Annotated in this window: 18 protein-coding genes; all 18 read left to right on the forward strand. The window is 43.1% G+C overall.

Translation table 11 applies throughout. The features are described 5' to 3' along the window. The first annotated feature begins 157 nt into the window (after positions 1-157). The 18 genes from ACTL4S_RS04960 to ACTL4S_RS05045 all read left to right on the forward strand — a co-directional run bounded on the left by ACTL4S_RS04960 (position 158) and on the right by ACTL4S_RS05045 (position 21,846). On the forward strand, positions 158-625 hold the full coding sequence (locus tag ACTL4S_RS04960; RefSeq protein WP_441298870.1) for a hypothetical protein: 468 nt from the start codon (positions 158-160) through the stop codon (positions 623-625). 144 nt (positions 626-769) lie between these two features. Continuing rightward, positions 770-1,657, forward strand: a complete 888-nt coding sequence (locus ACTL4S_RS04965; protein ID WP_005100861.1) for a bile acid:sodium symporter family protein — start codon at positions 770-772, stop codon at positions 1,655-1,657. Between the two features lie 87 nt (positions 1,658-1,744). Then, a complete protein-coding gene (locus ACTL4S_RS04970; protein WP_441298871.1) occupies positions 1,745-2,632 on the forward strand; it encodes a bile acid:sodium symporter family protein in 888 nt (295 codons plus the stop codon). Positions 2,633-2,763: 131 nt separating this feature from the next. Beyond that, the gene (gene prmA, locus ACTL4S_RS04975) at positions 2,764-3,669 is read left to right on the forward strand and encodes a 50S ribosomal protein L11 methyltransferase (protein ID WP_441298872.1); all 906 of its coding nucleotides are present in this window, start codon (positions 2,764-2,766) and stop codon (positions 3,667-3,669) included. Positions 3,670-3,684: 15 nt separating this feature from the next. Further along, positions 3,685-4,560 (forward strand): MJ0042-type zinc finger domain-containing protein, encoded by an 876-nt coding sequence (locus ACTL4S_RS04980; protein WP_441298873.1) that lies wholly within the window; start codon positions 3,685-3,687, stop codon positions 4,558-4,560. A 398-nt stretch (positions 4,561-4,958) separates the two neighbouring features. Next, positions 4,959-5,228, forward strand: a complete 270-nt coding sequence (gene fis / locus ACTL4S_RS04985) for a DNA-binding transcriptional regulator Fis (RefSeq protein WP_001086304.1) — start codon at positions 4,959-4,961, stop codon at positions 5,226-5,228. Between the two features lie 95 nt (positions 5,229-5,323). Next, positions 5,324-6,898 carry a bifunctional phosphoribosylaminoimidazolecarboxamide formyltransferase/IMP cyclohydrolase gene (purH, locus tag ACTL4S_RS04990; RefSeq protein ID WP_004646700.1) on the forward strand — a complete coding sequence of 525 codons (1,575 nt, stop codon included), beginning with the start codon at positions 5,324-5,326 and terminating at the stop codon, positions 6,896-6,898. A gap of 132 nt (positions 6,899-7,030) precedes the next feature. Next, positions 7,031-8,314 (forward strand): phosphoribosylamine--glycine ligase, encoded by a 1,284-nt coding sequence (gene purD, locus ACTL4S_RS04995; protein WP_253113393.1) that lies wholly within the window; start codon positions 7,031-7,033, stop codon positions 8,312-8,314. A 128-nt stretch (positions 8,315-8,442) separates the two neighbouring features. Further along, the gene (locus ACTL4S_RS05000) at positions 8,443-9,168 is read left to right on the forward strand and encodes a DUF4145 domain-containing protein (RefSeq protein WP_219309566.1); all 726 of its coding nucleotides are present in this window, start codon (positions 8,443-8,445) and stop codon (positions 9,166-9,168) included. Between the two features lie 27 nt (positions 9,169-9,195). Beyond that, the gene (locus tag ACTL4S_RS05005) at positions 9,196-9,753 is read left to right on the forward strand and encodes a GNAT family N-acetyltransferase (protein ID WP_441298874.1); all 558 of its coding nucleotides are present in this window, start codon (positions 9,196-9,198) and stop codon (positions 9,751-9,753) included. Between the two features lie 602 nt (positions 9,754-10,355). Beyond that, on the forward strand, positions 10,356-11,231 hold the full coding sequence (locus ACTL4S_RS05010) for a MetQ/NlpA family ABC transporter substrate-binding protein (protein WP_195724830.1): 876 nt from the start codon (positions 10,356-10,358) through the stop codon (positions 11,229-11,231). Between the two features lie 76 nt (positions 11,232-11,307). Further along, positions 11,308-12,333, forward strand: a complete 1,026-nt coding sequence (locus ACTL4S_RS05015) for a methionine ABC transporter ATP-binding protein (protein ID WP_441298875.1) — start codon at positions 11,308-11,310, stop codon at positions 12,331-12,333. Further along, positions 12,330-13,025 (forward strand): methionine ABC transporter permease, encoded by a 696-nt coding sequence (locus ACTL4S_RS05020; RefSeq protein WP_004279923.1) that lies wholly within the window; start codon positions 12,330-12,332, stop codon positions 13,023-13,025. The genes ACTL4S_RS05015 and ACTL4S_RS05020 overlap by 4 nt, the downstream gene beginning before the upstream one ends. A gap of 358 nt (positions 13,026-13,383) precedes the next feature. Beyond that, entirely contained in the window at positions 13,384-16,956 is a 3,573-nt protein-coding gene (gene dnaE / locus ACTL4S_RS05025; RefSeq protein ID WP_441298876.1) for a DNA polymerase III subunit alpha, read from the forward strand. A 37-nt stretch (positions 16,957-16,993) separates the two neighbouring features. Next, a complete protein-coding gene (locus ACTL4S_RS05030) occupies positions 16,994-17,842 on the forward strand; it encodes an RNA methyltransferase (protein WP_441298877.1) in 849 nt (282 codons plus the stop codon). Then, positions 17,818-18,651, forward strand: a complete 834-nt coding sequence (gene cysE / locus ACTL4S_RS05035; protein WP_228127940.1) for a serine O-acetyltransferase — start codon at positions 17,818-17,820, stop codon at positions 18,649-18,651. The genes ACTL4S_RS05030 and cysE overlap by 25 nt, the downstream gene beginning before the upstream one ends. A 117-nt stretch (positions 18,652-18,768) precedes the next feature. Then, positions 18,769-19,719: an ABUW_2363 family tetratricopeptide repeat lipoprotein gene (locus ACTL4S_RS05040; RefSeq protein ID WP_441298878.1), complete on the forward strand. Its 951-nt coding sequence runs from the start codon at positions 18,769-18,771 to the stop codon at positions 19,717-19,719. Between the two features lie 120 nt (positions 19,720-19,839). Beyond that, entirely contained in the window at positions 19,840-21,846 is a 2,007-nt protein-coding gene (locus tag ACTL4S_RS05045) for an esterase/lipase family protein (protein ID WP_312584885.1), read from the forward strand. Positions 21,847-22,021 lie beyond the last annotated feature (175 nt).

The raw sequence follows: 22,021 nt of genomic DNA on the forward strand, positions 1-22,021 counted from the left end.
ACTTAACTCGCATAACAATAAAGCACTGTAATTTAACTTTGCAGAGGAACTATATAAATTAAACATATAAGCTGAGAAATTTACTCGATTTGCATTGTTTAATCTGGCGCATTTTTTAATCTATATGTTGGTTACATTACAAACAAAGGTATAAAAGATGAATAAGAATATTTTCCTCTCAACCGTTCTATGTGGTTTATGTTTTGCGCCATTTGCTGCATCAGCGAATGATAAGGTCGAAACCATTTATAATGCACAAAAGTACCAACAGGTTTGTAAAGGCAAATCCCAAGGTGCACAAGTCAGTTTTGCCTATCGCGGCATTATCTGGAATGGTACCTGTGAGCCGCAGTTTTTCACTTCATCCAAAAATGCTTCAATCAAAGGCGATGAAGCCGAACTCATGAGTACCTGTAGCGGCAACAGTGGTGCGACTACTGCCACCATCAATGGTGCCGAAGTCAAAGGTAAATGTGCATTAGGCTTTATGCCACCACGCCCTCAGGGACAATCTCAGATGCAAAGCCAACCGATGCAGCCACATATGCAAAACCAGCCTATGCCGCATCAGATGAACCAGCCAGCACAGCCTGATTCACCAATGCAAGGCCAGCCAGGTATGTAGCCGATATATATCTAAATAGTTTAGATTTCAAGTAAAAGCTTTGACGGGCAAAGTGACTGCATTTTGCCCGTTTTTTATTGCTTATTTATTCATCTAGGCTAAACTGGAAATATACCTATAAATGTATAATAAAAAGGCAAATTCATGGATTCGGGGTTTTTTAGCGTTTTTTTGCCAATTACATTGGCAATTATGATGATGGGGCTGGGGCTAGAACTCACCATCAAAGATTTCCTGCGCTTAAGTCGCTATCCTAAAGTCATTTTTATTACTTTATTTGCGCAGTTAGTCCTATTACCCAGCATTGCTTTTTTTATTTGTCTGATTTTGGACTTGCCCGCTTTGCTTGCTGTAGGTCTGATGCTGCTGGCCGCCTCGCCCGGTGGTCCAACCGCAAACCTGTTTAGCTACATATATAAAGGTGATGTGGCACTGAATATTACTCTAACCGCCATTAATACCATCATCTCTATTTTTACCTTGCCCTTTATTGTCAATCTGTCCTTACACTACTTTATGAGTCATGACTCAAACGTGACTTTTCCAGTTGAAAAGATTGTACAAGTGTTTTTAATTACCTTGATTCCCGTGATCATGGGTATGCTGCTTCGAGCCAAATTTCCAAACCTGTCGATTACTGTCAGCAGGCCCATGCGCTTACTCTCTATCGGTTTTCTAACCATCCTATTCATATTCGCCATTTTCAGAGAACGTTCGAATTTGGTCGAATACTTTGCCAATATTGGTACAGCAACTGCGATTTTATGTTTTTCCAGCCTGTTTATTGGCTATTGCATCCCTCTACTCATGGGCATTCCAGAGAAAATGGCACGTGCTTGTACCTTTGAAATCGGCATTCATAACACAGCCATTGCCCTAACCATTGCGATTTCGGTTCTGAATAATGTCACGATGGCCATTCCAGCAGGCATTTATACAATTTTCATGTACAGTTTCGCGACCATTTTCGGTGTGCTAATTAGCCGCCAGCAAGTGGTATATAGTAATAAAAGTCGTTTATCAGATTTGTAATTTATTTGGCTGATTCTGCTATAAGGCTGTATGCTTTTCCAAAGAAAATCAGAAGTATTAAAACAATTTTCGACAAGGAGCATACAGATGGATTCTGGCCTTATAACGATATTACTGCTGCTGGCACTTGCAATCATCATGATGGGACTGGGCCTTGAACTGACGCCTCGGGACTTTAGCCGTGTCACTCGCCACCCCAAAGCCGTATTTATAGCATTGTTCTGTCAACTGGTTATTCTGGTTGGCATTGCCTTTTTACTCTGCAAGCTATTCGCTTTAACTCCATTACTCTCAGTCGGGTTGATGCTCCTGGCGGCTTCGCCAGGGGGTGCAACGGCCAACCTGTTTAGCTACCTGTTTAAAGGTGACTTAGCCCTCAATATCACGCTGACTGCTATCAACTCAGTCATTGCAGCGATTACCCTACCTTTGATTATTAATTTTTCGATCATGCATTTTATGCAGGATAGCCAGCAAGTTGGACTGCAATTCGGCAAGATTCTTCAAGTCTTCGCGATCATCCTGATTCCGGTGGGAATTGGCATGTTGATTCGGCGCTATGCACCAGGCGTGACCGCAAAACTGAATCGGCCGCTGCGAATTTTTTCCATTGGCTTTTTGGTGCTGATTATTATTGCCACACTTATTAAAGAACGCACAAATATCGGCGAATACTTGACCCAGGTTGGTCTAGCGACTGCCTTATTCTGCATCTTGAGCCTGAGTATTGGTTATCTGATTCCACGACTACTGAATATTAATAGCGCTCAAGCCCGTGCCAGTGCATTTGAAATTGGCATTCATAACAGCACCCTCGCCATGACCATTGCCCTGACCGTGATTGGCAGTGCTGCTGTGGCAATGCCAGCCGCGGTTTACTCTATCTTTATGTATATCTTTGCTGCAATTTTTGGCAGCTTGTTGAATCGGCTTGCACCACTCCCGGCGCAAACACCTTTAACGAATCTGGATTAGATAAGCTCTGGAACGCTTAAAAGGATGCTTCAGGCATCCTTTTTATTTTGGGAATGGATCAAGAAGATAGCAGCGTTGAGTCTGAACTTCCGTTACAATAGCTTTTTGAAAAATGTATAAAGGTTATTTCTGTGAAGTGGTTACAAATTCATATTACGGTTGAACAGGCTCAGGTTGATTTTACTGAGACATTACTTAGCTCGCTAGGCGCAGTGAGTGTGACTTTGGATGATGCTGAAAACCAGGATTTGCTGGAACCACTTCCAGGTGAAACGCCACTTTGGAATAAAGTGATTGTGACCGGTATTTATGCGCAGGAAGAAGGCGAAGAAATCGATGTTGCCGCACTAGAAACCTTTATTCGTACACAAATGCCAGATGCTTCGATCCGTCATGAACTGATTGAAGATCAGGCTTGGGAACGTACCTGGATGGATGCCTATGAGCCTATTCAGATTGCTGATAAATACTGGATCGTACCGGAGTGGATGGAAGCACCTGATGCCGATGCGGTAAACATCAAGCTTGATCCAGGTCTGGCTTTCGGAACAGGCAACCACGCTTCAACTTTCCTGTGCTTACAATGGCTCGGCAAGATTGATATGAAAGATAAAATTGTCATCGATTATGGCTGTGGCTCAGGCATTCTCGCGGTAGCTGCACTGCTATTAGGTGCGAAAAAAGCATATGCTACTGATATCGACCCACAAGCTGTACTGGCGACTCAGCAAAACGCTGAACTGAATGGCGTACTGGACAAACTTTATGTCGGACTGCCAGAAGAATTTAGAGATGAGCTCGGCAATACCAAAGCTGACGTATTTGTTGCCAATATTCTGGCAGCACCACTGATGATGCTGGCTCCTGAGTTCGCAACTTTAATCAAATCTGAGGGACAGTTCGCACTTGCCGGAGTGATTGAAGAGCAAGTTGCTGATGTTACTAGCATTTACTCAAATTATTTTGATATATTAGAGGTAGAAAAACGAGACGAGCACTGGTGCCGTATCTCGGGTAAACGCCATAAGAACGAATGAGCCTATAAATAATCCATGAGTGACAAAAGAACCCATTGCCCTACCTGTTCCACCACCTATAAGGTCACAGTTGCTCAACTCACCGTTGCGCAGGGTATGGTTTGCTGTCCCAAATGTACTACTTCATTTAATGCCTTATCGCATTTGGTGACCGAAACCCGGAATTCGGTCACTGCCTCAATGTCTCACGCTCAGTCAAACTCCAGCGAATTCAGCAAAACTGATGCTCAAAATAACTCAGGTGTTTATCACACGGATCAGCAGCATCGTCATAGCCTGCTACAGATTTTTGATCAAAAAGTTGAACATTCCAATATTGATCTGGAAACCTATTTAAATAACCTGAATTATTTCAGTACCGAGCCGATTTCAGTCCTGCCGAGCATGAACTGGGAAGATCAGGCAGAAAAGCAGACTAAACGCGGGCCAATGTACTATATAGGCTGGAGTTTACTCAATCTGTCGCTGTTCAGCCTGCTGCTGTTTCAATTTTTCTGGTTCAATCCGCAATACATCAAAAACAGTCACGTCATGAGTCTGGCCTTTAACAGTGCTTGTGAAGTGTTTAATTGTTCCAATCTGGAAAAATACTACACACTAATTCAGGTTAATAAAGTCAAAATCAAGGCAACCGGTAATAATGAAGCTGAGTTTAGCGGTGAGCTGATTAATTTTCATGACCGTAGTCTGGCTTTACCAATTTTAAGAATCAATCTGGAACATCGCGGTGAAGTGATTGCAACTTATAACCTGTCCTCCGAAGAGTACTTGATTGAAAGTTTAGTCAATATTCAGCGCATTCCGAAAAACAGCCCGTTTAAATTCAAATTTAAGCTTCCAGTCGATCGCAAAAGCTTTGATCGCTATACTTTGGAAATAATTCGCCCCTAATCTACTGAGAAAGCATTAAAAAATTAAAAAAAGTTAAAAAAAATGCAGTTTTCTTGCTCACTTTTGCTTAGACAATGGTATGATACGCGCCACGAAAGCTATGTGCTGCAACTCCTCGCGACTTTTTCACAACAAATACAGTCTTGCCTAATGCGCTATAAAATTTATTGCGTATCGTGCAGATTTTTTTGTTTTGATTTTGGTCAGTAACAAAACTTTAACTATTGTTACGCTTATTTTTCGACCAAATCGCAGAGATGTGTCAAGCTACAGGCTCAATGTAATGACTAAGTTTTAGAACTTCCGTTTTAGGATCTAAAATGGAGTTCATTTCAATTTCTAGACCACTTTTATATATCACTTTACCCAAGTGATATTTGTTTTTCGGATTAATTCGCATGAATAGCAAATCTCCTATTTTTACTGCACAATCTGATGTTGCTTTACGTATCCACGTAGATCGCGCAGTTCGCCACTATTTTGCACAACTGCAGGGCGAGCAACCATCTCAGGTATACGACATGGTGCTAGCAGAAATGGAGAAACCTCTTCTATCTGTAGTTCTAGAATATACACGTGGTAACCAAACACGTGCTGCCGAGATTCTCGGACTCAACCGTGGTACTTTACGTAAAAAGTTAAAAGCTCACGGTTTAATGAGTGAATAAATGATAAAATGCTTGCGGCTTCCGCAGGCATTTTTTTTAACCTGTAAATTGCTGATTTTGTTTTATTCTGTTCCTTGAAAACTGTGACGAAGATCATGACTATTAAACGCGCTTTAATCTCTGTGTCTGACAAGACTGGTATTGTTGAATTTGCACAAGAACTTGCTGCTCTAGGGGTAGAAATTTTATCTACAGGTGGTACCTACAAATTGTTGAAAGACAATAATGTGGCTGTAGTTGAAGTTTCGGAGCATACAGGTTTTCCAGAGATGATGGACGGCCGTGTAAAAACACTACATCCGAAAATTCATGGAGGTATCCTGGCTCGTCGTGGTCTAGACGAAGCTGTGATGGCTGAACACAACATTGATGCTATTGATTTAGTCGTTGTAAACCTTTATCCATTTGCTGCAACGGTAGCCAAACCAAACTGTTCACTTGCTGATGCTATCGAAAACATCGACATCGGTGGTCCTACCATGGTTCGTGCTGCAGCAAAAAACCATGCATCTGTAGGTATCATCGTAAATGCTTCTGACTATGCAACTGTCGTTGCCGAGCTTAAAGCTGAGGGTGCTTTATCTCATGCAACTCGTTTTGACCTAGCAGTAAAAGCATTTGAACATACTGCTCAATATGACGGCATGATCGCATCTTACTTAGGCGCTCGCGTAGGTAAAGAAGAAGGTCAGGCAGACAAATTTGCACGTACTTTCAATACTCAATTGAACAAAGTTCAAGACCTTCGTTACGGTGAAAACCCGCATCAAGCTGCTGCATTCTATGTAGAAGACACAGCGACTGAAGCTTCTGTTTCAACAGCGAAACAGCTTCAAGGTAAAGAACTCTCTTATAACAACATCGCAGATACTGATGCAGCACTTGAATGTGTGAAATCATTTGCGAAGCCTGCTTGTGTGATCGTTAAACACGCTAACCCATGTGGCGTTGCAGTTTCTCTAGACGGTATTCAAGCAGCTTATGATCTTGCGTATGCAACAGATCCTGAATCTGCATTCGGTGGCATCATTGCATTCAACCGTGAATTAGACGTTGCAACTGCACAAGCGATTGTTGACCGTCAATTCGTTGAAGTAATCATTGCACCGAGCGTTGCTGAAGGCGTTCTTGAAGTAACGGGCGCGAAGAAAAACGTACGTGTACTTGTATGTGGCGAACTTCCAGCAATCGATGCGCGTCAATCGCAACTGGACTACAAACGTGTAAACGGTGGTTTACTGGTTCAAGACCAAGACTTGGGCATGATCACGAAAGATGATCTTAAAGTTGTGACTAAACGTGCGCCGACTGAACAAGAAATCGATGACATGATCTTCGCTTGGAAAGTGGCGAAATACGTAAAGTCTAACGCGATTGTTTATGCTAAAAACCGTCAAACCATTGGTGTGGGCGCAGGTCAAATGAGCCGTGTAAACTCTGCTCGTATTGCTGCGATCAAAGCTGAACACGCGGGTCTAGTGGTTGAAGGTGCAGTTATGGCATCTGACGCATTCTTCCCATTCCGTGATGGTATTGATAACGCTGCGAAAGCAGGCATCAAATGCATTATCCAACCGGGTGGTTCTATGCGTGATGAAGAAACAATTGCTGCTGCTGATGAAGCGGGTATTGCAATGGTCTTCACTGGTATGCGTCACTTCCGTCACTAAGTTTTGACGAAGCTCATGATGTATATTCAGTTAATTATGCTGAGTAAAATAGATTTCTAATCTTGCATAAAGTCCTCTCCTATTTTCAGGTTGAGGACTTTATGTCATTTTCGATTCATGGAGTATGAACCGATGAATATTTTAGTTTTGGGTAATGGCGGTCGTGAACATGCACTTGCATGGAAAATCGCGCAAGATGACAAAGTCGCAAAAGTATTTGTAGCACCAGGTAATGCAGGTACTGCAACAGAAAATAAATGCGAAAATGTTGCCTTAAATATTTTAGACAATGCTGCGATTATCGACTTTGCAAAAAGCAATGCGGTTGATTTAGTGGTTGTTGGTCCTGAAGCACCACTTGTAAATGGTGTTGTAGATGCATGCCGTGAAGCTGGCGTTAAAATTTGGGGTCCAACTCAATTTGCTGCGCAGCTTGAAGGCTCTAAAGCATTCGCTAAACACTTCCTTAAACGCCATAACATTCCAACGGCTTTCTATGACGTATTTACTGAAGTAGATGCTGCGAAAGCATTTGTTGAGAAAAATGGTGCGCCAATCGTGATCAAGGCTGATGGTCTTGCTGCAGGTAAAGGCGTAATCGTTGCCATGACCAATCAAGAAGCATTTGCAGCAATTGATGACATGCTTGCAGGTAACAAGTTTGGCGATGCAGGTTCTCGCGTTGTGATCGAAGAATTCCTTGCGGGTGAAGAAGCATCTTTCATTTGTATGATTGATGGCGACAACATCTTGCCAATGGCAACATCGCAAGACCATAAGCGTATTTTTGAAGGCGACCAAGGTCCGAACACCGGCGGTATGGGTGCTTACTCTCCTGCACCTGTTGTGACTGCTGATGTGTTTGAAAAAACCATGAATGAAGTGATGCGTCCTACCGTTGAAGGTATGAAAAAAGACGGTCACGTTTACACTGGTTTCTTATACGCTGGCTTGATGATTGACGACAAAGGTCAACCAAAAGTAATCGAGTTTAACTGTCGTTTTGGTGACCCTGAAACTCAACCGATCATGATGCGTTTAAAATCATCTTTGGTGGATCTCGTTGAAGCTGGTATCGCAGGTAACTTACCTGCTGAAGCTGAATGGGATGAGCGCAAGACTGTTGGTATCGTTTTAGCGTCAAAAGGCTACCCAGAAACTTCAAGCAATGGTGATGTGATTTCAGGCTTAGACACTGAAATGACTGATGCGAAAGTGTTCCATGCAGGTACTAAAGCCAATGAAAATGGCGATATCGTCACTGCTGGTGGTCGTGTACTTTGCGTGACTGCACTGGGTAATACCATTGGTGAAGCACAAGCAAAAGCTTTAGAACTTTGCCAAAAAGTAACGTTCGACGGCGTTCAATATCGTAAAGACATTGGTTACCGTGCGATTGCGCGTGAAAATGCTTAATTTTATTTAAGTATAAAAAACCCCGAATCTTTCGGGGTTTTTTATTTGCTTATACAATCTACACAACTATTCATACGCCTATAAATAATTTACTCTTTTCCACATCACTAAAATAAGATGTTAAATATATGCATATTTGGAAATACTGCTGGGAATGTAAGCACGATACTCCACAAAATAGATTAAATTTGAAAATCTATCCGAGAGCTATTGAAGGCTTTTCAAAAAATATAACTAATAATCAAGCGAAATCTATATGGACTTATAGCATCGATGCTTATCAATTTACCCAATGCCAAAAATGCAATGCACCCTCCTTACATATAGATTCATTTCATATAAAAGAGATCGATTTGGATCTTAAACAAAAAGTCACTTCGATTAAATCTGATTTAGAAACTTCAGGTAAATCTGATTCTTACCATGTAAAGAGTATGAGCTTTCCTAGATTCAATAGCTCCTTATTGCTAGAGAAAAAATGGTCTTTCAATCTACCTAAAGATGATATGTTGCTCTTCTTTGAAATCGTTCAAGCTTATGAACAAGGATTATTTATTTTAGCTCTTTCGGGAATTCGAACTCTAGTAGATAGATACTTAGTAAAAAAGGTAGGCGATAAAGGTGGGTTTGAAACAAAACTAAAAAAAATGTTGGATGACAAACATATTAGTAAGACACAATATGAAATATTAAATACGATTATTGAGGGTGGAAATGCTTCTAACCATAGAGGCTTTAGACCTGAAGAGGAAATGGTAAAAACATTTTTAGACGTAGTCGAGGATATAATATCTTTGGACTATAAAACGAAACAGTTTAATGAGTTTAAAGAGCAAATCCCTAAACGAAACTAAAAAATCGTAACCAAATTAAGATACCTAATGACTATTCACCTTCAAACCCCTCGCCTGATCCTGCGCCAATGGCAAGACTCCGACACTGCGCCATTTATCCAAATGTGTGCAGATGACGAGGTCATGCGCTACTTCCCTAAAAAAATCGATGCGACTGAAGCAACTGCATTTCTTGAACGTATTCGTACTGCCATAGAAACACGTGGATGGGGACTCTTTGCCGTAGAACTCAAAGCTACAGGCGAATTCATCGGTTTTATTGGCTTACACGTGCATCCATCTGAATTTGAAATTGCCGATGCACCTGAAATTGGCTGGCGCTTGCTACCGCAATATTGGAACCAAGGCTATGCTACTGAAGGAGCCAAAGCAGTACTAAAATATGCCTTTAGAACCCTGCGCCTAGAGAAAGTCATTTCTTTTACTGCCTGCATCAACACGCCCTCAGAACGTGTCATGCAAAACATTGGCTTAGAAAAAGTAAGAGAGTTTGACCATCCACTTGTACCTGCCGATCATATCTTGTGTAGACACGTACTCTATGAAAAACAGCGTTCGGATTATCTGTATATTCCCTTTTGTTAAAACAAGCTTGCAGTATCATGACCTGAGGAAACCAAGATCAGATACTGACTCGCTTAGTTAATATAAAGGAAAGATTTATCTCGTTAATGATCGAATTTTCTTCATTTCCCAAAAAATCAGATATTTTTTTATATTTATCTATATGCATTTTTTATATTTCTATCTTACAAAATCTTATAAAGATCACTATTTAAACACATCCATTAAAACTATATTTTCAATATAAATAATATATTGTTTTAATTAACATTTTGTTTAAAAGATCTTTTTTTATATTCGACTAAAGAGATAAGCAAGGCTTTTTTATCCAGTATATCGAATATAGATTTATTGCTATGATATCCGCAACTTCAGAGCACTCAAACCTTGCCATGTACTTATAAAATATCTATTTTCTCTCTCCAAATAGATTAAATACATCAGATTTGGGCTGCCTCTGACTTGATCAAGTTCACCAGAATTGTTGTTGCACGCTTGCAGCTTTCGACTTCAAGCTTTCTTCAACCATGATCAAGCTATCTACTTAGATCGTAATAAAACTCTTATTTAACACGATTTAAAAATGCTTATACTCTAGGCAAGAATAGAATTAGGACAATTTCATGAAAAAGTTACTTGGCGTTATCTTGAGTGCCTCTGTATTGACTTTAACTGGGTGTGGTAAACAGGAAGCGCCTGCCACTGATGCAGCGCAAAGCAAAGATGCAAATGGTCTTCAGACTGTAACTATGGCTTCAACCGGTTCAGATGCAGACGTATGGCGTTATATCGCGACATTGCCTGAAACCAAAGCAGCCGGCATCAAACTTGATGTGAAAAATTTCACTGACTACGTGTCAATGAACACGGCAGTAGCCAACAAAGAAATTGATGTAAATGCATTCCAGTCTTATGCCTATATGGTTGCTTACAACGATGCTAACACAGCCAAAATTGCACCTCTATCTACCACTTATTTAGAGCCGATGGGTATTTACTCAAGCAAAGTCAAATCTTTAAACGAGTTTAAAACTGGCGCGACCATTGCCATTCCGAATGACGGCGCAAACGAATCGCGTGCATTATTACTTTTACAATCAGCAGGTCTGGTTAAATTAAAAGCTGGTTTTGACAATGTCAAAGGCACAACTTCTGATGTGACCGAAAATGCAAAACAAATCGTGATTAAGCCAATTCAAATGGCGACTGCAGTACGCGTAAAAGACGAAGTTGATGCGATTGTGCTGGGCAATACCTTGGCAATGGAAGGTGGTTTAAACGTATTAAAAGATGCGATTTACTATGAGCCGATTGATCAAAGCACAAAAATGAACGTCAACGTATTAGCGGTTGCAGCAGATCGTCAAAATGATCCAGTTCTGCAAAAAGTAGGTGCGTTGTATCATACGCCAGCAGTAAAAGCATATGTTGATGAGCATTTTGGTGGTACTAAAGTTGCGGTAAACAAACCTGTGACGTATTTAACTGAATCAAAATAGTACTATAATAGACTTTTAGAACAGGCAAGGACGATTTCTTGCCTGTTTTTTTATCCGTGATGCAGTTTTTGACACTATGATTGAATTTAAAGATATTTCAAAACAGTATGAGCTTAAGGGTCAAACCTTGCATGCCTTGAATCAGATTAATCTTCAGATTCCAACCGGCAGTATTTTTGGCATCATCGGTTATAGTGGTGCCGGTAAAAGCACCCTCATCCGTCTGATCAACCTGCTTGAGCGCCCAAGCTCAGGCCGGATTATCATTAACGGAACAGATTTTACCGCACTGGATGCCAAAGCATTGCATCAAGAACGTGCCAGCATCGGCATGATTTTCCAGCATTTCAATTTAATGCAAACCAAAACCGTGGCAGCCAATATCGAAATGCCCATGAAACTCCTAGGCTGGAGCAAGGCAGAACGGGAAAAGCGCCTCGAAGAATTATTAGACTTTATTGACCTGAAACATAAACGTCATGCTTTTCCAGATGAATTGTCTGGCGGTCAAAAGCAGCGTGTTGGTATTGCCCGTGCCCTTGCCAATCATCCAAAAATTTTACTCTGTGATGAAGCGACTTCTGCACTTGATCCACAAACCACCAAATCTGTTCTACAGCTACTTAAAAAAATTAATGAAGAACAAGGCATCACCATTGTTATGGTTACCCATGAAATGGATGTAATTGAAACCGTGTGTGATTATGTCGCCGTGATGGAAAAAGGTGATGTGATTGAAACCGGCAGTACCTTACAAATATTCAGTCAGCCCCAGCACCCGACGACCAAGAATTTTATTCAGACCGTATTACAGCAGCATTTACCAGTCAATATTCTGAATAATCTGGAAAACCAGAATCACAACAGTATTTATTGCCTGAAATTCCTTGGTAGCTCGGCACAGGAAACCGTGATTCAAGCGGTGATTAAACAGTTTGATATCAGTTTAAATATTCTGTTTGCCAATATGACCGAAATTAATGGCACGGTGATTGGCCAGATGTTTATTCAGCTACTGGGTGATGTACAAGAAATTCAAGCAGCAATAAAATTCCTTGAACAACACGGCGTACAAGTCGATCAGGCGGGAGTACAGGCATGAGAGATTTAATTGTACAGTGGCTGACAACGATCACTGCGCCGTTCTGGAAAAGCTCCCTGTCGATAGATCAGTTTGTGACAGCATTGCAAGAAACCTTTCATATGGTGTTCTTCGCGATGCTATTTGGCTGTATCTGGGGCTTTATTCAGGCGATTACCCTGTTGGTAACACGTCCGAATGGAATTCTGCCGAATCGTGTGATTTATCACGGTCTCAATCCGATTGTGAATGCGCTACGTTCGCTGCCGTTTATTATCCTGCTAATCGCAGTCATTCCACTGACCAAGTTAATTGTCGGCACATCGATTGGTACATGGGCAGCGATTGTTCCATTAACCATTTATGTCGGTCCATACATTGGTCGCCTGATTGAAACATCTTTACTCGAAGTGAATGAGGGTATTATCGAATCTGCCCAAGCCATGGGCGCGACGCCAATGCAGATTATCTTTAAGTTTATTCTGCCGGAAGCGCGTAGTTCCCTGATTCTAAACTTGACTACTGCTACCATCAGTTTGATTGGTGCAACGGCAATGGCCGGTGCTGTCGGTGCCGGGGGTATTGGTGACTTAGCGATTTCTTATGGTTATCAGCGTTTTGATACCTCTGTGGTCATCATGACGGTGATTGTATTGTTGATTCTGGTGCAGATTGTACAAAGCCTCGGCGACTGGTTATCCCGACTTCGTTAAGCTAGTTTTTTATGTATGAATAAAGCCCTCTAAAAAGAGGGTTTTATTGTTTTTAATACTTACGAACCCTTTCTCATTATTTCAAAGTAAAGTCCTGCAACTATTTGATACGTGCCACCGCGACAGGAAGTCGCCCGTTGGTCTGTGGCACATGGAAGTGCCATCAGATCAACAAAGAGGTTTTGTTACTTTTGCCCCGTTAAAAGTAAAAGAAAATATCTTCTAACAACTAACTAAATAATCAGCTTAAAAAATCAAATTCAAACTTGACCTAAAAGTTAGCCATTTCCCCTCAATTTCAAACTGAAACAATAAATCCCATGTTAAACTATTCAATGGTTTTAGCAGGGACTCATCTATGCACTTTGTTCATCTTGGTATTCATACAGAATTTTCGATTACTGAATCCATCGTACGGATACCTGACTTGGTCAAAGCTGCCGAAAAAGAACAGATGCCTGCCCTTGCGCTCACGGATCTTTCTAACCTGCATGCTGCCGTCAAGTTCTATGGCAAATGTCTGGGCAAAGGCATCAAGCCTATTCTGGGTTCCGAAATTCGCCTGAATGATGCCGAACATCGCATGACCTTATTGGCCATGACCAATACCGGCTGGCGTAATTTGACTGAACTGGTATCTGAAGGCTTTATCAGTGGTCAGCAACTGGATATCCCCTGCGTTCAAAAACAATGGATTTTAAATCAGCCTGAGGACATGATTGCCCTGCTCGGTATGCACTCCGATGTCGGCAAAATGCTGATGAGTTCAAATCCGCAAAAAGCCGAACCGCTGCTGGAAGAGTGGGTCGAAAAATTTGGTAATCGTGTTTATCTTGCCCTGACCCGTACCAATCGTCCGGATGAAGATAACTTTATTCTGGAAGCCGTTAAGCTGGCAAAAAAATACAATATCGGTGTGGTCGCACATAATGATGTGCATTTCATGACCCGTGAAGATTATGAAGCGCATGAAGCACGGGTATGTATTGCAGATGGTTATGTGCTTGGTGACAACCGCCGCCCTAAAACCTATTCACCTGAACAATATTTCAAATCTGCTGAAGAAATGACGGCGCTGTTCTCGGATATTCCATCTGCGATTGAGAACACCTATCACATTGCCAAACGCTGTAATGTGACGCTGCAACTGGGCAAATACTTCCTGCCTGATTATCCGATTCCTGAAGGTCATACCATTGACACCTTCTTTGCACACTTGTCCAAAGAAGGTCTGGAAGAACGCCTGAATTTCCTGTATCCGCCTGAACAACGTGATGAAGACTGGCCAGAAATCCGCAAGCCTTATGATGAGCGTATCGAATACGAGATTAACATCATTAACTCGATGGGATTCCCGGGCTACTTCCTGATCGTGATGGACTTCATTCAGTGGTCGAAAAGTAACGGCGTTCCGGTCGGTCCGGGCCGTGGTTCGGGTGCAGGTTCACTGGTCGCCTATAGCTTAAAAATTACCGATCTTGACCCGCTGCGTTATGAACTGCTGTTCGAACGTTTCCTGAACCCGGAACGTGTTTCGATGCCCGACTTCGACGTCGATTTCTGTATCGCAGGCCGTGACCGCGTGATTGACTATGTAGCACGTACCTATGGCCGTGATGCGGTCTCCCAAATTGCAACATTCGGCACTATGGCGGCCAAAGGTGCGATTCGTGATGTTGCGCGCGTTTTGGGTAAATCTTATGGCTTGGCGGATCGTATCTCGAAAATGATTCCGACCAAGCCTTTAGGTCTAAGCCTGCTTGAGTCACTAGAAGCTGAACCCCAGCTTAAAGATATCGTCACCAATCCATCCAATCCAGACCATGACGATGCAGCCGAAATCTGGGAAATGGCACTAAAACTGGAAGGTATTACCCGAAACACCGGTAAACACGCCGGTGGTGTGGTGATCTCGCCAACCAAAATTACCGATTTCTCTGCGGTCATGTGTGATGCCGATGGTACCGGACGCGTGGCACAGTTCGATAAAGACGATGTCGAATCTGCAGGTCTGGTGAAGTTTGACTTCTTGGGTTTGCGTAACCTGACGGTGATTGAAGATGCGGTTAAAAATATCAATAAACGCATCAAATCTGACAAGCCTTTAGACATTGCCTATATCCCGCTTGAAGATAAAGACGCGTATTTGGTCTTTGCCAATGCCAACACCACTGCGGTATTCCAGTTTGAATCCGTGGGCATGAAAAAGATGCTGAAAGAGGCACGCCCAAGCAAATTTGAAGAAATTATTGCTTTCGTATCACTGTACCGTCCAGGTCCGATGGATCTGATTCCTGACTTTATTCACCGGATGCATGGTGGCGATTTTGAATATCTGCATCCATTGCTTGAAGGCGTGCTAGAACCCACCTACGGGATTATGGTGTATCAGGAACAGGTAATGCAGGCTGCACAGTACTGTGCCGGCTATACCCTTGGTGGCGCAGACTTGTTACGTCGTGCCATGGGTAAGAAAAAACCGGAAGAAATGGTCAAACAGCGCCAGATCTTTATTGAAGGTGCATCGAAAAAAGACATTGATGAAGCCACGGCCAACCATATCTTCGACTATATGGAAAAGTTCGCCGGCTATGGTTTTAACAAATCGCATGCTGCTGCCTATGCTTTGGTTGCCTACCAGACCGCATGGCTGAAAGCACATTATCCGGCGGAATTCCTGTCTGCGGTATTGACCTCGGAGATGCAGAACACCGACAACGTGGTATTCCTGATTGATGACTGTCGCAAGAATAATCTGGAAGTTTTACCACCGTCAGTGAATATGTCGCTGTATCAATTCCATGCTATCGATGAGCAAACCATTGTCTATGGTCTGGGGGCGATCAAAGGCGTCGGTGAAGCGGCGATGCAGTCGGTGATTGACTCGCGTGCACAAGAAGGTCCATTCCGTGACTTGTTTGATTTCTGTCATCGTATTGACCTGAAAAAAATCAATAAGCGTACTCTAGAAGCACTGATTCGTTCAGGTGCACTGGATTGCTTGGGAATTGACCGTGCCGACCTGATGGCGCAACTGCCTGAAGCGGTTCAAGCTGCGGAACAGGCACGTTCCAATCGTGAAACCGGCATCATGGACCTGTTTGGCGAAGTTGAAGAAGTTCAGCGCAAGCCATCTAAGCCAGTCAAACCTTGGGCGGATGAAGTTCGCCTGAAAGGTGAGAAAGACACGCTTGGCCTGTATTTAACCGGCCACCCGATTGATGTGTATCGCAATGAACTGAAAGCCTTTGTGCCTAGTCAGATCAATGAGCTGACGCCGACCCGCCGTGGCGTGAACACCGTGTTTGCAGGATTGGTGGTGGATATTGCCAACTTTCCGAACCGAATGATGATGACCCTGGATGATGGTACGGCACGGATTGAGATTTCAGCCAATCACGAACGCTTCAACCGCTTTAAAGAGATTATCCAGCTCGATAAAGTGGTGGTGATTGAAGGCGAAATCTATGAGCGTGAAGGCTTTGACCGTCCGATGGGACGCCTCACCAAAGCATTCAGCCTGAATGAAATTCGCCAGAAACGTGCCAATAGCATCAAGATCACTCTCACAGCCGAGCATTTCAGCAAGAGCTTGAGCCGGGACTTGCAGCAGATTCTGACTCCTTATTGCAATGTTGATATGTCCGCACATATTCCGGTGATTCTGTATCTGGACTATCCGTATGCCACGACTGAACTGCATCTGGGTCTCAACTGGAAAGTCGCCCCACTGGATGAGCTCTTAGCCAAATTGCGTGACTATTTTGGTAAAGAAGCCTTGCATATTGAGTATCAGGTCAAGTCCAAAGCTGCCAAAGCCGTGTCCTATGAACAGGCCAAGCCGGTGGATATTCCTCCGCCGCCTGTGGGCATGAGCATGGATGATGCACTGGAACTGTATCAGGCTGAATCCCAGCCGCAATATTCATAAATCCTGATCTTTAAAACACCTTAAAATTGGAATCCTCATGAGTCAAATTGACAATGCTGCTGTTTCAGCACATCTCTCCCATGTGCGTATTGTCATGGTCAATACCACTTTACCTGCCAATATCGGCAGTGCCCTACGTGCCATGAAAACCATGGGCTTGTCTAAGCTGGTTCTGGTGGCACCGAAAACCTATCCGCATCCGGATATTGACGCGCTGGCCGCGGGTGCAACTGACCTGATCGAGCAGATCGAGATTGTAGAAACCCTTGAAGATGCCATTAAAGACTGTCAGATTGTATTCGGTACCAGCGCACGTAGCCGTACCATTCCCTGGCCGCTGTTAGATGTGCGCCCTGCCGCTGAAAAAGCCATGTCCGCCGTGGTACAAAATCAGCAGGAAGTCGCGATTCTATTTGGCCGTGAAGACCGTGGTCTGACCAATGAAGAACTGGCGATGGCCAATTATCATCTGACTATTCCTGTGAATACTGACTATGGCGTACTAAATGTAGCTCAGGCAATTCAGGTGATCTGCTATGAGATGCGCATGGCGACGATGAGTCAAGTTGAACAGCCACGTGATGCTAAAGCGACCATGCAAGTCATTGACGGCATTGAAATGGAATGGGATGAACCATTGGTCAACCATGCCCAGATGGAACAGTTCTATCCGCATTTGGAAAAAATGCTGGCAGAAATTGAATTTATGGATCCAAAAAATCCAAGATTATTGCCTTTACGCTTGCGTCGTCTCTTCGGACGTATACAATTAGATCGTATGGAATATCACTTACTTCGTGGTATTTTCAGCCGTGTTCAGGCATTGAACAACGGTACCTGGAAAAAATCTTCACACACATCATCACAGGACGAGGATCAAATCTAATGCTAAAACAGCTCAAAGAAGATATACAAGCTGTCTTTGCGCGCGATCCTGCAGCACGCAATACCTTAGAAGTCTTAACCACTTACCCTGGCATTCATGCGCTGATCATGCATCGCATGGCACATGAGCTATGGAACAAAGACTGTAAAGGAACTGCACGTGCATTGTCTTCGTTTAGCCGCTTTGCCACGGGCATTGAAATCCATCCGGGTGCAAAAATTGGCCGCCGTTTCTTTATCGATCACGGTATGGGTGTAGTCATTGGCGAAACTGCTGAAATTGGCGATGACGTGACGCTTTATCACGGTGTGACTTTGGGTGGAACGACCTGGAATAAAGGTAAACGTCATCCGACCCTAGAAGATGGCGTGGTAGTCGGTGCTGGTGCCAAGATTCTTGGGCCATTCACCGTAGGTAAAAATGCCAAAGTCGGTTCTAATGCGGTCGTCACCAAAGCGGTTCCTGAGAACGCCACAGCTGTGGGCAACCCGGCACGTTTTATCACTAAAGACAAACCCAAAGATGATGCTGAAGCCCGTCGTCGTGACTATGCCGAAAGTATCGGTTTCCAGCCCTATGCCGCGACTGAAGACCAGTCTGATCCGATTTTAGAAGGTATGCGGATTCTGCTGGATCGCATTCAGCAAAATGAAAAACGCATGAACAACTTGTGCAATCGTCTTTCTTTGTTAGATCCGACCTTTAACAAGCAGCAACAGGATGGCCAGCCTTTGAGCAAAAAAGAGTTGGAGATTCTGGAAGAAGCGCGCCGTGAATGTGAAGCGCAAACCAGCCAATCCAAAGCCTGAATATCACACTTCACTCTGTAACACGGGTTTACTTGCATGATCGTTATACTTTTCATAGACTGACGATCATGCAATTTTTGAATAGATGTTTTAAAAATAACAGAATGGATGACTATTATGACCTTTAAGCCCTTGGCACTTGCTTGCTTAGCATTCACAATTACTGCGTGTTCCACCACTCCTCAGAAATCTGCTGAGAAACCTGTAGACCAAGTGGTTTTTGTAGAGCCTGAACTGTCCCCACCATTTTATGCTTTAAATCCATTCAATTATAATGAACCGCCTGAATTTGAAGTGCATTTGAAAAAGGCTGCGGCCCAGCCTGTAACCAAGATGGTGGTGACGGATCCTAATGATCCATCCAAGCAATTGACCCTGGATGTGAATAAACTGATTATTCCAGTGGTAGATAGCAATACCCGTGCAATGCGTTATGCAGCACTTGCCAATTCAAATGAAATCGATATCACCGAAATTGACGATTTCCTGCAAATGGTCGAAGGTAAGGCACGTCATTATCCACCACGTTTCAGCGATCGTCAGGAACGCCGTGGCTTTGAAGCCAAACTACGTGAAGTCACCCGACAACTGGATACTTTAGCGGCCCGTCCAAATGCCTCTTTTGATGTATTGATGCGTGCTTTTAAAGCCAGCGTGATGGCACGTAACCTGGATCTGGGTTCAGTCTATACTACCAATTCCCTGACCTATGCCCAGCGTATTCTCAAAATCAACCCGGATGATCCTGAAGTCAACTTCTGGTTTGGTTTTGGTCTGTCTGAAGGCGGTGGTCAACGAGAAGCCATCGCTTATCTGGACAAAGCCATGAAAGCTGGCGTTCAGGAGGCTTATCTTTCTGCAGCCAATAACTATATTGCATTGGAACAGAAAAAAAATGTCACTCAAACCTTGGCGAACTATAAGGTGAAATATCCGCAAGAAGCTGAAGTAGCAGACCGTCTGATTCAGGAAATTGAGAAAAATGGTCGCTGGAATGTTTGGCAAATTTTGCAAACATCAACACCCGCTCCGGCTACAGACCCAGCAACAGCACCGGTGACCCCATAATCAAGATTCGCTTCAATTTGATTACAAATAGACTGCTACGGCGGTCTATTTTTATGGGAAAAAATTAGTAAAATACAAAACATTATCCCGCTTTATAACTTGAATTCAGTGAAAAGTTTTATGCACGAAAAAATAAATAAAAGATTAATGCTGTGCACTTTACTCATCACCAGCGTACTCAGCGGCTGTCAGGTGGTGAGTGTTAAGGAACAGGCCATTAATGTCACGCTGAACAATGAGCGTGACAGCATCTTGACCCGCGACAAGCTCAGTGAAGCCAGTCTGAATGTGTTGTCCATGACAGGTCGTGAAGCCCAGATCTGTATTGATCAGCCCGAAGAATGTGTGGAAGATCTGAAAAGTATTCCCCAAATTTTAGATGAACAATTGCTTTCTACAGCAAGTGAATTATATCTAGCCAACTCCTTACAAAATGCCAAGTCTGCTGAATGTAACACTGGTGTTTTAAACAAAACCCGATCACCGGAAAAACAGCAACAACACAAGCAGAACATCCAGAAATGTCTGGATCAGCAGCTCACTATGCTGGATAAAAGCATTCGTTATAGCTATGCCTATCTATTTAAAACCGAGCGTGCGCCGCAAGAGCGTATTTTTGATAACCGCCAGGTCCAGATTCGTGACTTTTATAACCTGGCAATTGCTCATCTGATTCAACGCTATGCTGAACGTTATGAAGCCAAACAGTCCGGCCAGCGCATTCAGGTCGGTGACAGTGTATACACCATTGATCTGGAAAATTTTCCGCAGCTGAAAAACCAGACCATTGAACAGCTGATGTCTACCTATAACATGAACTTTTCCGGCCTACGTTCCATCACCCGCCGTGATGGTTTTGGTTCAGAATTTTTAGTGGTCTTACCTGAAGCACAGCAAACCGAGCAGGATAAAAAATATATTGTCGATCCGCTCAAGCACAACTATCCAAATGGTAAAAATCCAAACATTCATTCAGCCCGCTATCTGGCGACCACCATTACCGCTGTGCCTAAATCAGCGAATTCGACCGAACAGATTTTATCTACTTCGGAGTTTCACCTGAAACTCTATGATCCTTATAAGCATGAAAAGATCAAAGTGGCTTCGAAAGAATATGCGCTGGCCGCCAACTTTTCTGCACCTTACGGCTTATGGCTGGCCGAGAACAATCTGGGGCGTTTAGCCTATCTGACCCTGATTAATCGCGAAGACAGTCTGAGCATGCCGCATCTGTATATGCTGGAACCTTATAATCCGGACAAGAAAGTGCTGGTATTGATTCATGGCTTGGCCAGTAGTCCTGAAGCCTGGATTCGTCTGACCAACGACATTATGGGTGATCCGGTATTAAGGGAAAATTTCCAGGTCTGGCAGGTATTTTATTCTACCAATATGCCGATTATGGAAAGCCGTTTTCAAATTAATGCCCTGGTTCAGCAAGGCTTTGCCCGGGTTGCGAACAATGCACCAGCCAAAAAAGATGCGGTACTGGTCGGACATAGTATGGGAGGCGTGATTGCCCGTTTAATGGTCAGTCAGGCCGATATTACTCAAGATGCATTCAAGCTGGTACAAAATACCCGCATTGCACAGTTTAAGGATAACCCGCTCTTTAAAGCACGCCTGCAAATGCAGCCTATTCCAAATTTCACCCGGGCCATTTTCTTAGCAACTCCGCATCGTGGGACAGAATATGCCGACCGCTGGCATACCAAACTGGCCCGTAAAATTATCCGTATACCGGGTGCATTTTTAGGAGCTTTTGCTGATACCTTACAAGGCGAAATCGGATTAAAGGACTTTGTCAAAGAACTGGGACATGACCTGATTCAGAATGGTCCAAGCGATCTGAGTGAAAATTCGAAATTTACTGCATTAACTAAGGATATTCAGCCTTCTAAAAATATCAAATTTCATTCTATTATCGGCAATACCGTAGATACTCAAGATACCAAGCTCATGAGCGATGATATCGTTTCATACGAAAGTGCTTACTTGGAAGGTGCTGTATCTAGCAAAGTCATTAAGGGTGGCCACTCGATTCAGGAAACGCCTGAAGCCGTACTGGAATTACGCCGGATTCTCAGATTACATCTGACCGATCTTGGTCTTTATGATCCGGAATAAACTATCGTCTTGATTTAGACTCACCACCGCATGTTCACATCCGGTGGTTTATTTTTTAAAATTGCAAATAGTGCTGAATAAGAAGCCATAGCGACAGATCTGAGCGCTGCCTTAAAGATTCATCTGGAATTTCATTTCTTTCTAAAAATTAAATTTGATAGACTTGCTGCAATAC

Source organism: Acinetobacter lwoffii (genome assembly GCF_052078135.1).
Classification (GTDB): Bacteria; Pseudomonadota; Gammaproteobacteria; order Pseudomonadales; family Moraxellaceae; genus Acinetobacter; species Acinetobacter lwoffii_Z.

Excerpts from the sequence above, each read along its gene's own strand:
- ACTL4S_RS04960 (WP_441298870.1), top strand. The coding sequence starts at position 158 with ATGAATAAGAATATTTTCCTCTCAACCGTTCTATGTGGTTTATGTTTT.
- ACTL4S_RS05015 (WP_441298875.1), top strand. The coding sequence starts at position 11,308 with ATGATTGAATTTAAAGATATTTCAAAACAGTATGAGCTTAAGGGTCAA.
- ACTL4S_RS05010 (WP_195724830.1), top strand. The coding sequence starts at position 10,356 with ATGAAAAAGTTACTTGGCGTTATCTTGAGTGCCTCTGTATTGACTTTA.
- purD (WP_253113393.1), top strand. The coding sequence starts at position 7,031 with ATGAATATTTTAGTTTTGGGTAATGGCGGTCGTGAACATGCACTTGCA.
- ACTL4S_RS05040 (WP_441298878.1), top strand. The coding sequence starts at position 18,769 with ATGACCTTTAAGCCCTTGGCACTTGCTTGCTTAGCATTCACAATTACT.
- ACTL4S_RS04980 (WP_441298873.1), top strand. The coding sequence starts at position 3,685 with ATGAGTGACAAAAGAACCCATTGCCCTACCTGTTCCACCACCTATAAG.
- ACTL4S_RS05045 (WP_312584885.1), top strand. The coding sequence starts at position 19,840 with ATGCACGAAAAAATAAATAAAAGATTAATGCTGTGCACTTTACTCATC.
- ACTL4S_RS05030 (WP_441298877.1), top strand. The coding sequence starts at position 16,994 with ATGAGTCAAATTGACAATGCTGCTGTTTCAGCACATCTCTCCCATGTG.
- ACTL4S_RS05020 (WP_004279923.1), top strand. The coding sequence starts at position 12,330 with ATGAGAGATTTAATTGTACAGTGGCTGACAACGATCACTGCGCCGTTC.
- fis (WP_001086304.1), top strand. The coding sequence starts at position 4,959 with ATGAATAGCAAATCTCCTATTTTTACTGCACAATCTGATGTTGCTTTA.
- dnaE (WP_441298876.1), top strand. The coding sequence starts at position 13,384 with ATGCACTTTGTTCATCTTGGTATTCATACAGAATTTTCGATTACTGAA.
- purH (WP_004646700.1), top strand. The coding sequence starts at position 5,324 with ATGACTATTAAACGCGCTTTAATCTCTGTGTCTGACAAGACTGGTATT.
- ACTL4S_RS05005 (WP_441298874.1), top strand. The coding sequence starts at position 9,196 with ATGACTATTCACCTTCAAACCCCTCGCCTGATCCTGCGCCAATGGCAA.
- ACTL4S_RS04970 (WP_441298871.1), top strand. The coding sequence starts at position 1,745 with ATGGATTCTGGCCTTATAACGATATTACTGCTGCTGGCACTTGCAATC.
- ACTL4S_RS05000 (WP_219309566.1), top strand. The coding sequence starts at position 8,443 with ATGCATATTTGGAAATACTGCTGGGAATGTAAGCACGATACTCCACAA.
- ACTL4S_RS04965 (WP_005100861.1), top strand. The coding sequence starts at position 770 with ATGGATTCGGGGTTTTTTAGCGTTTTTTTGCCAATTACATTGGCAATT.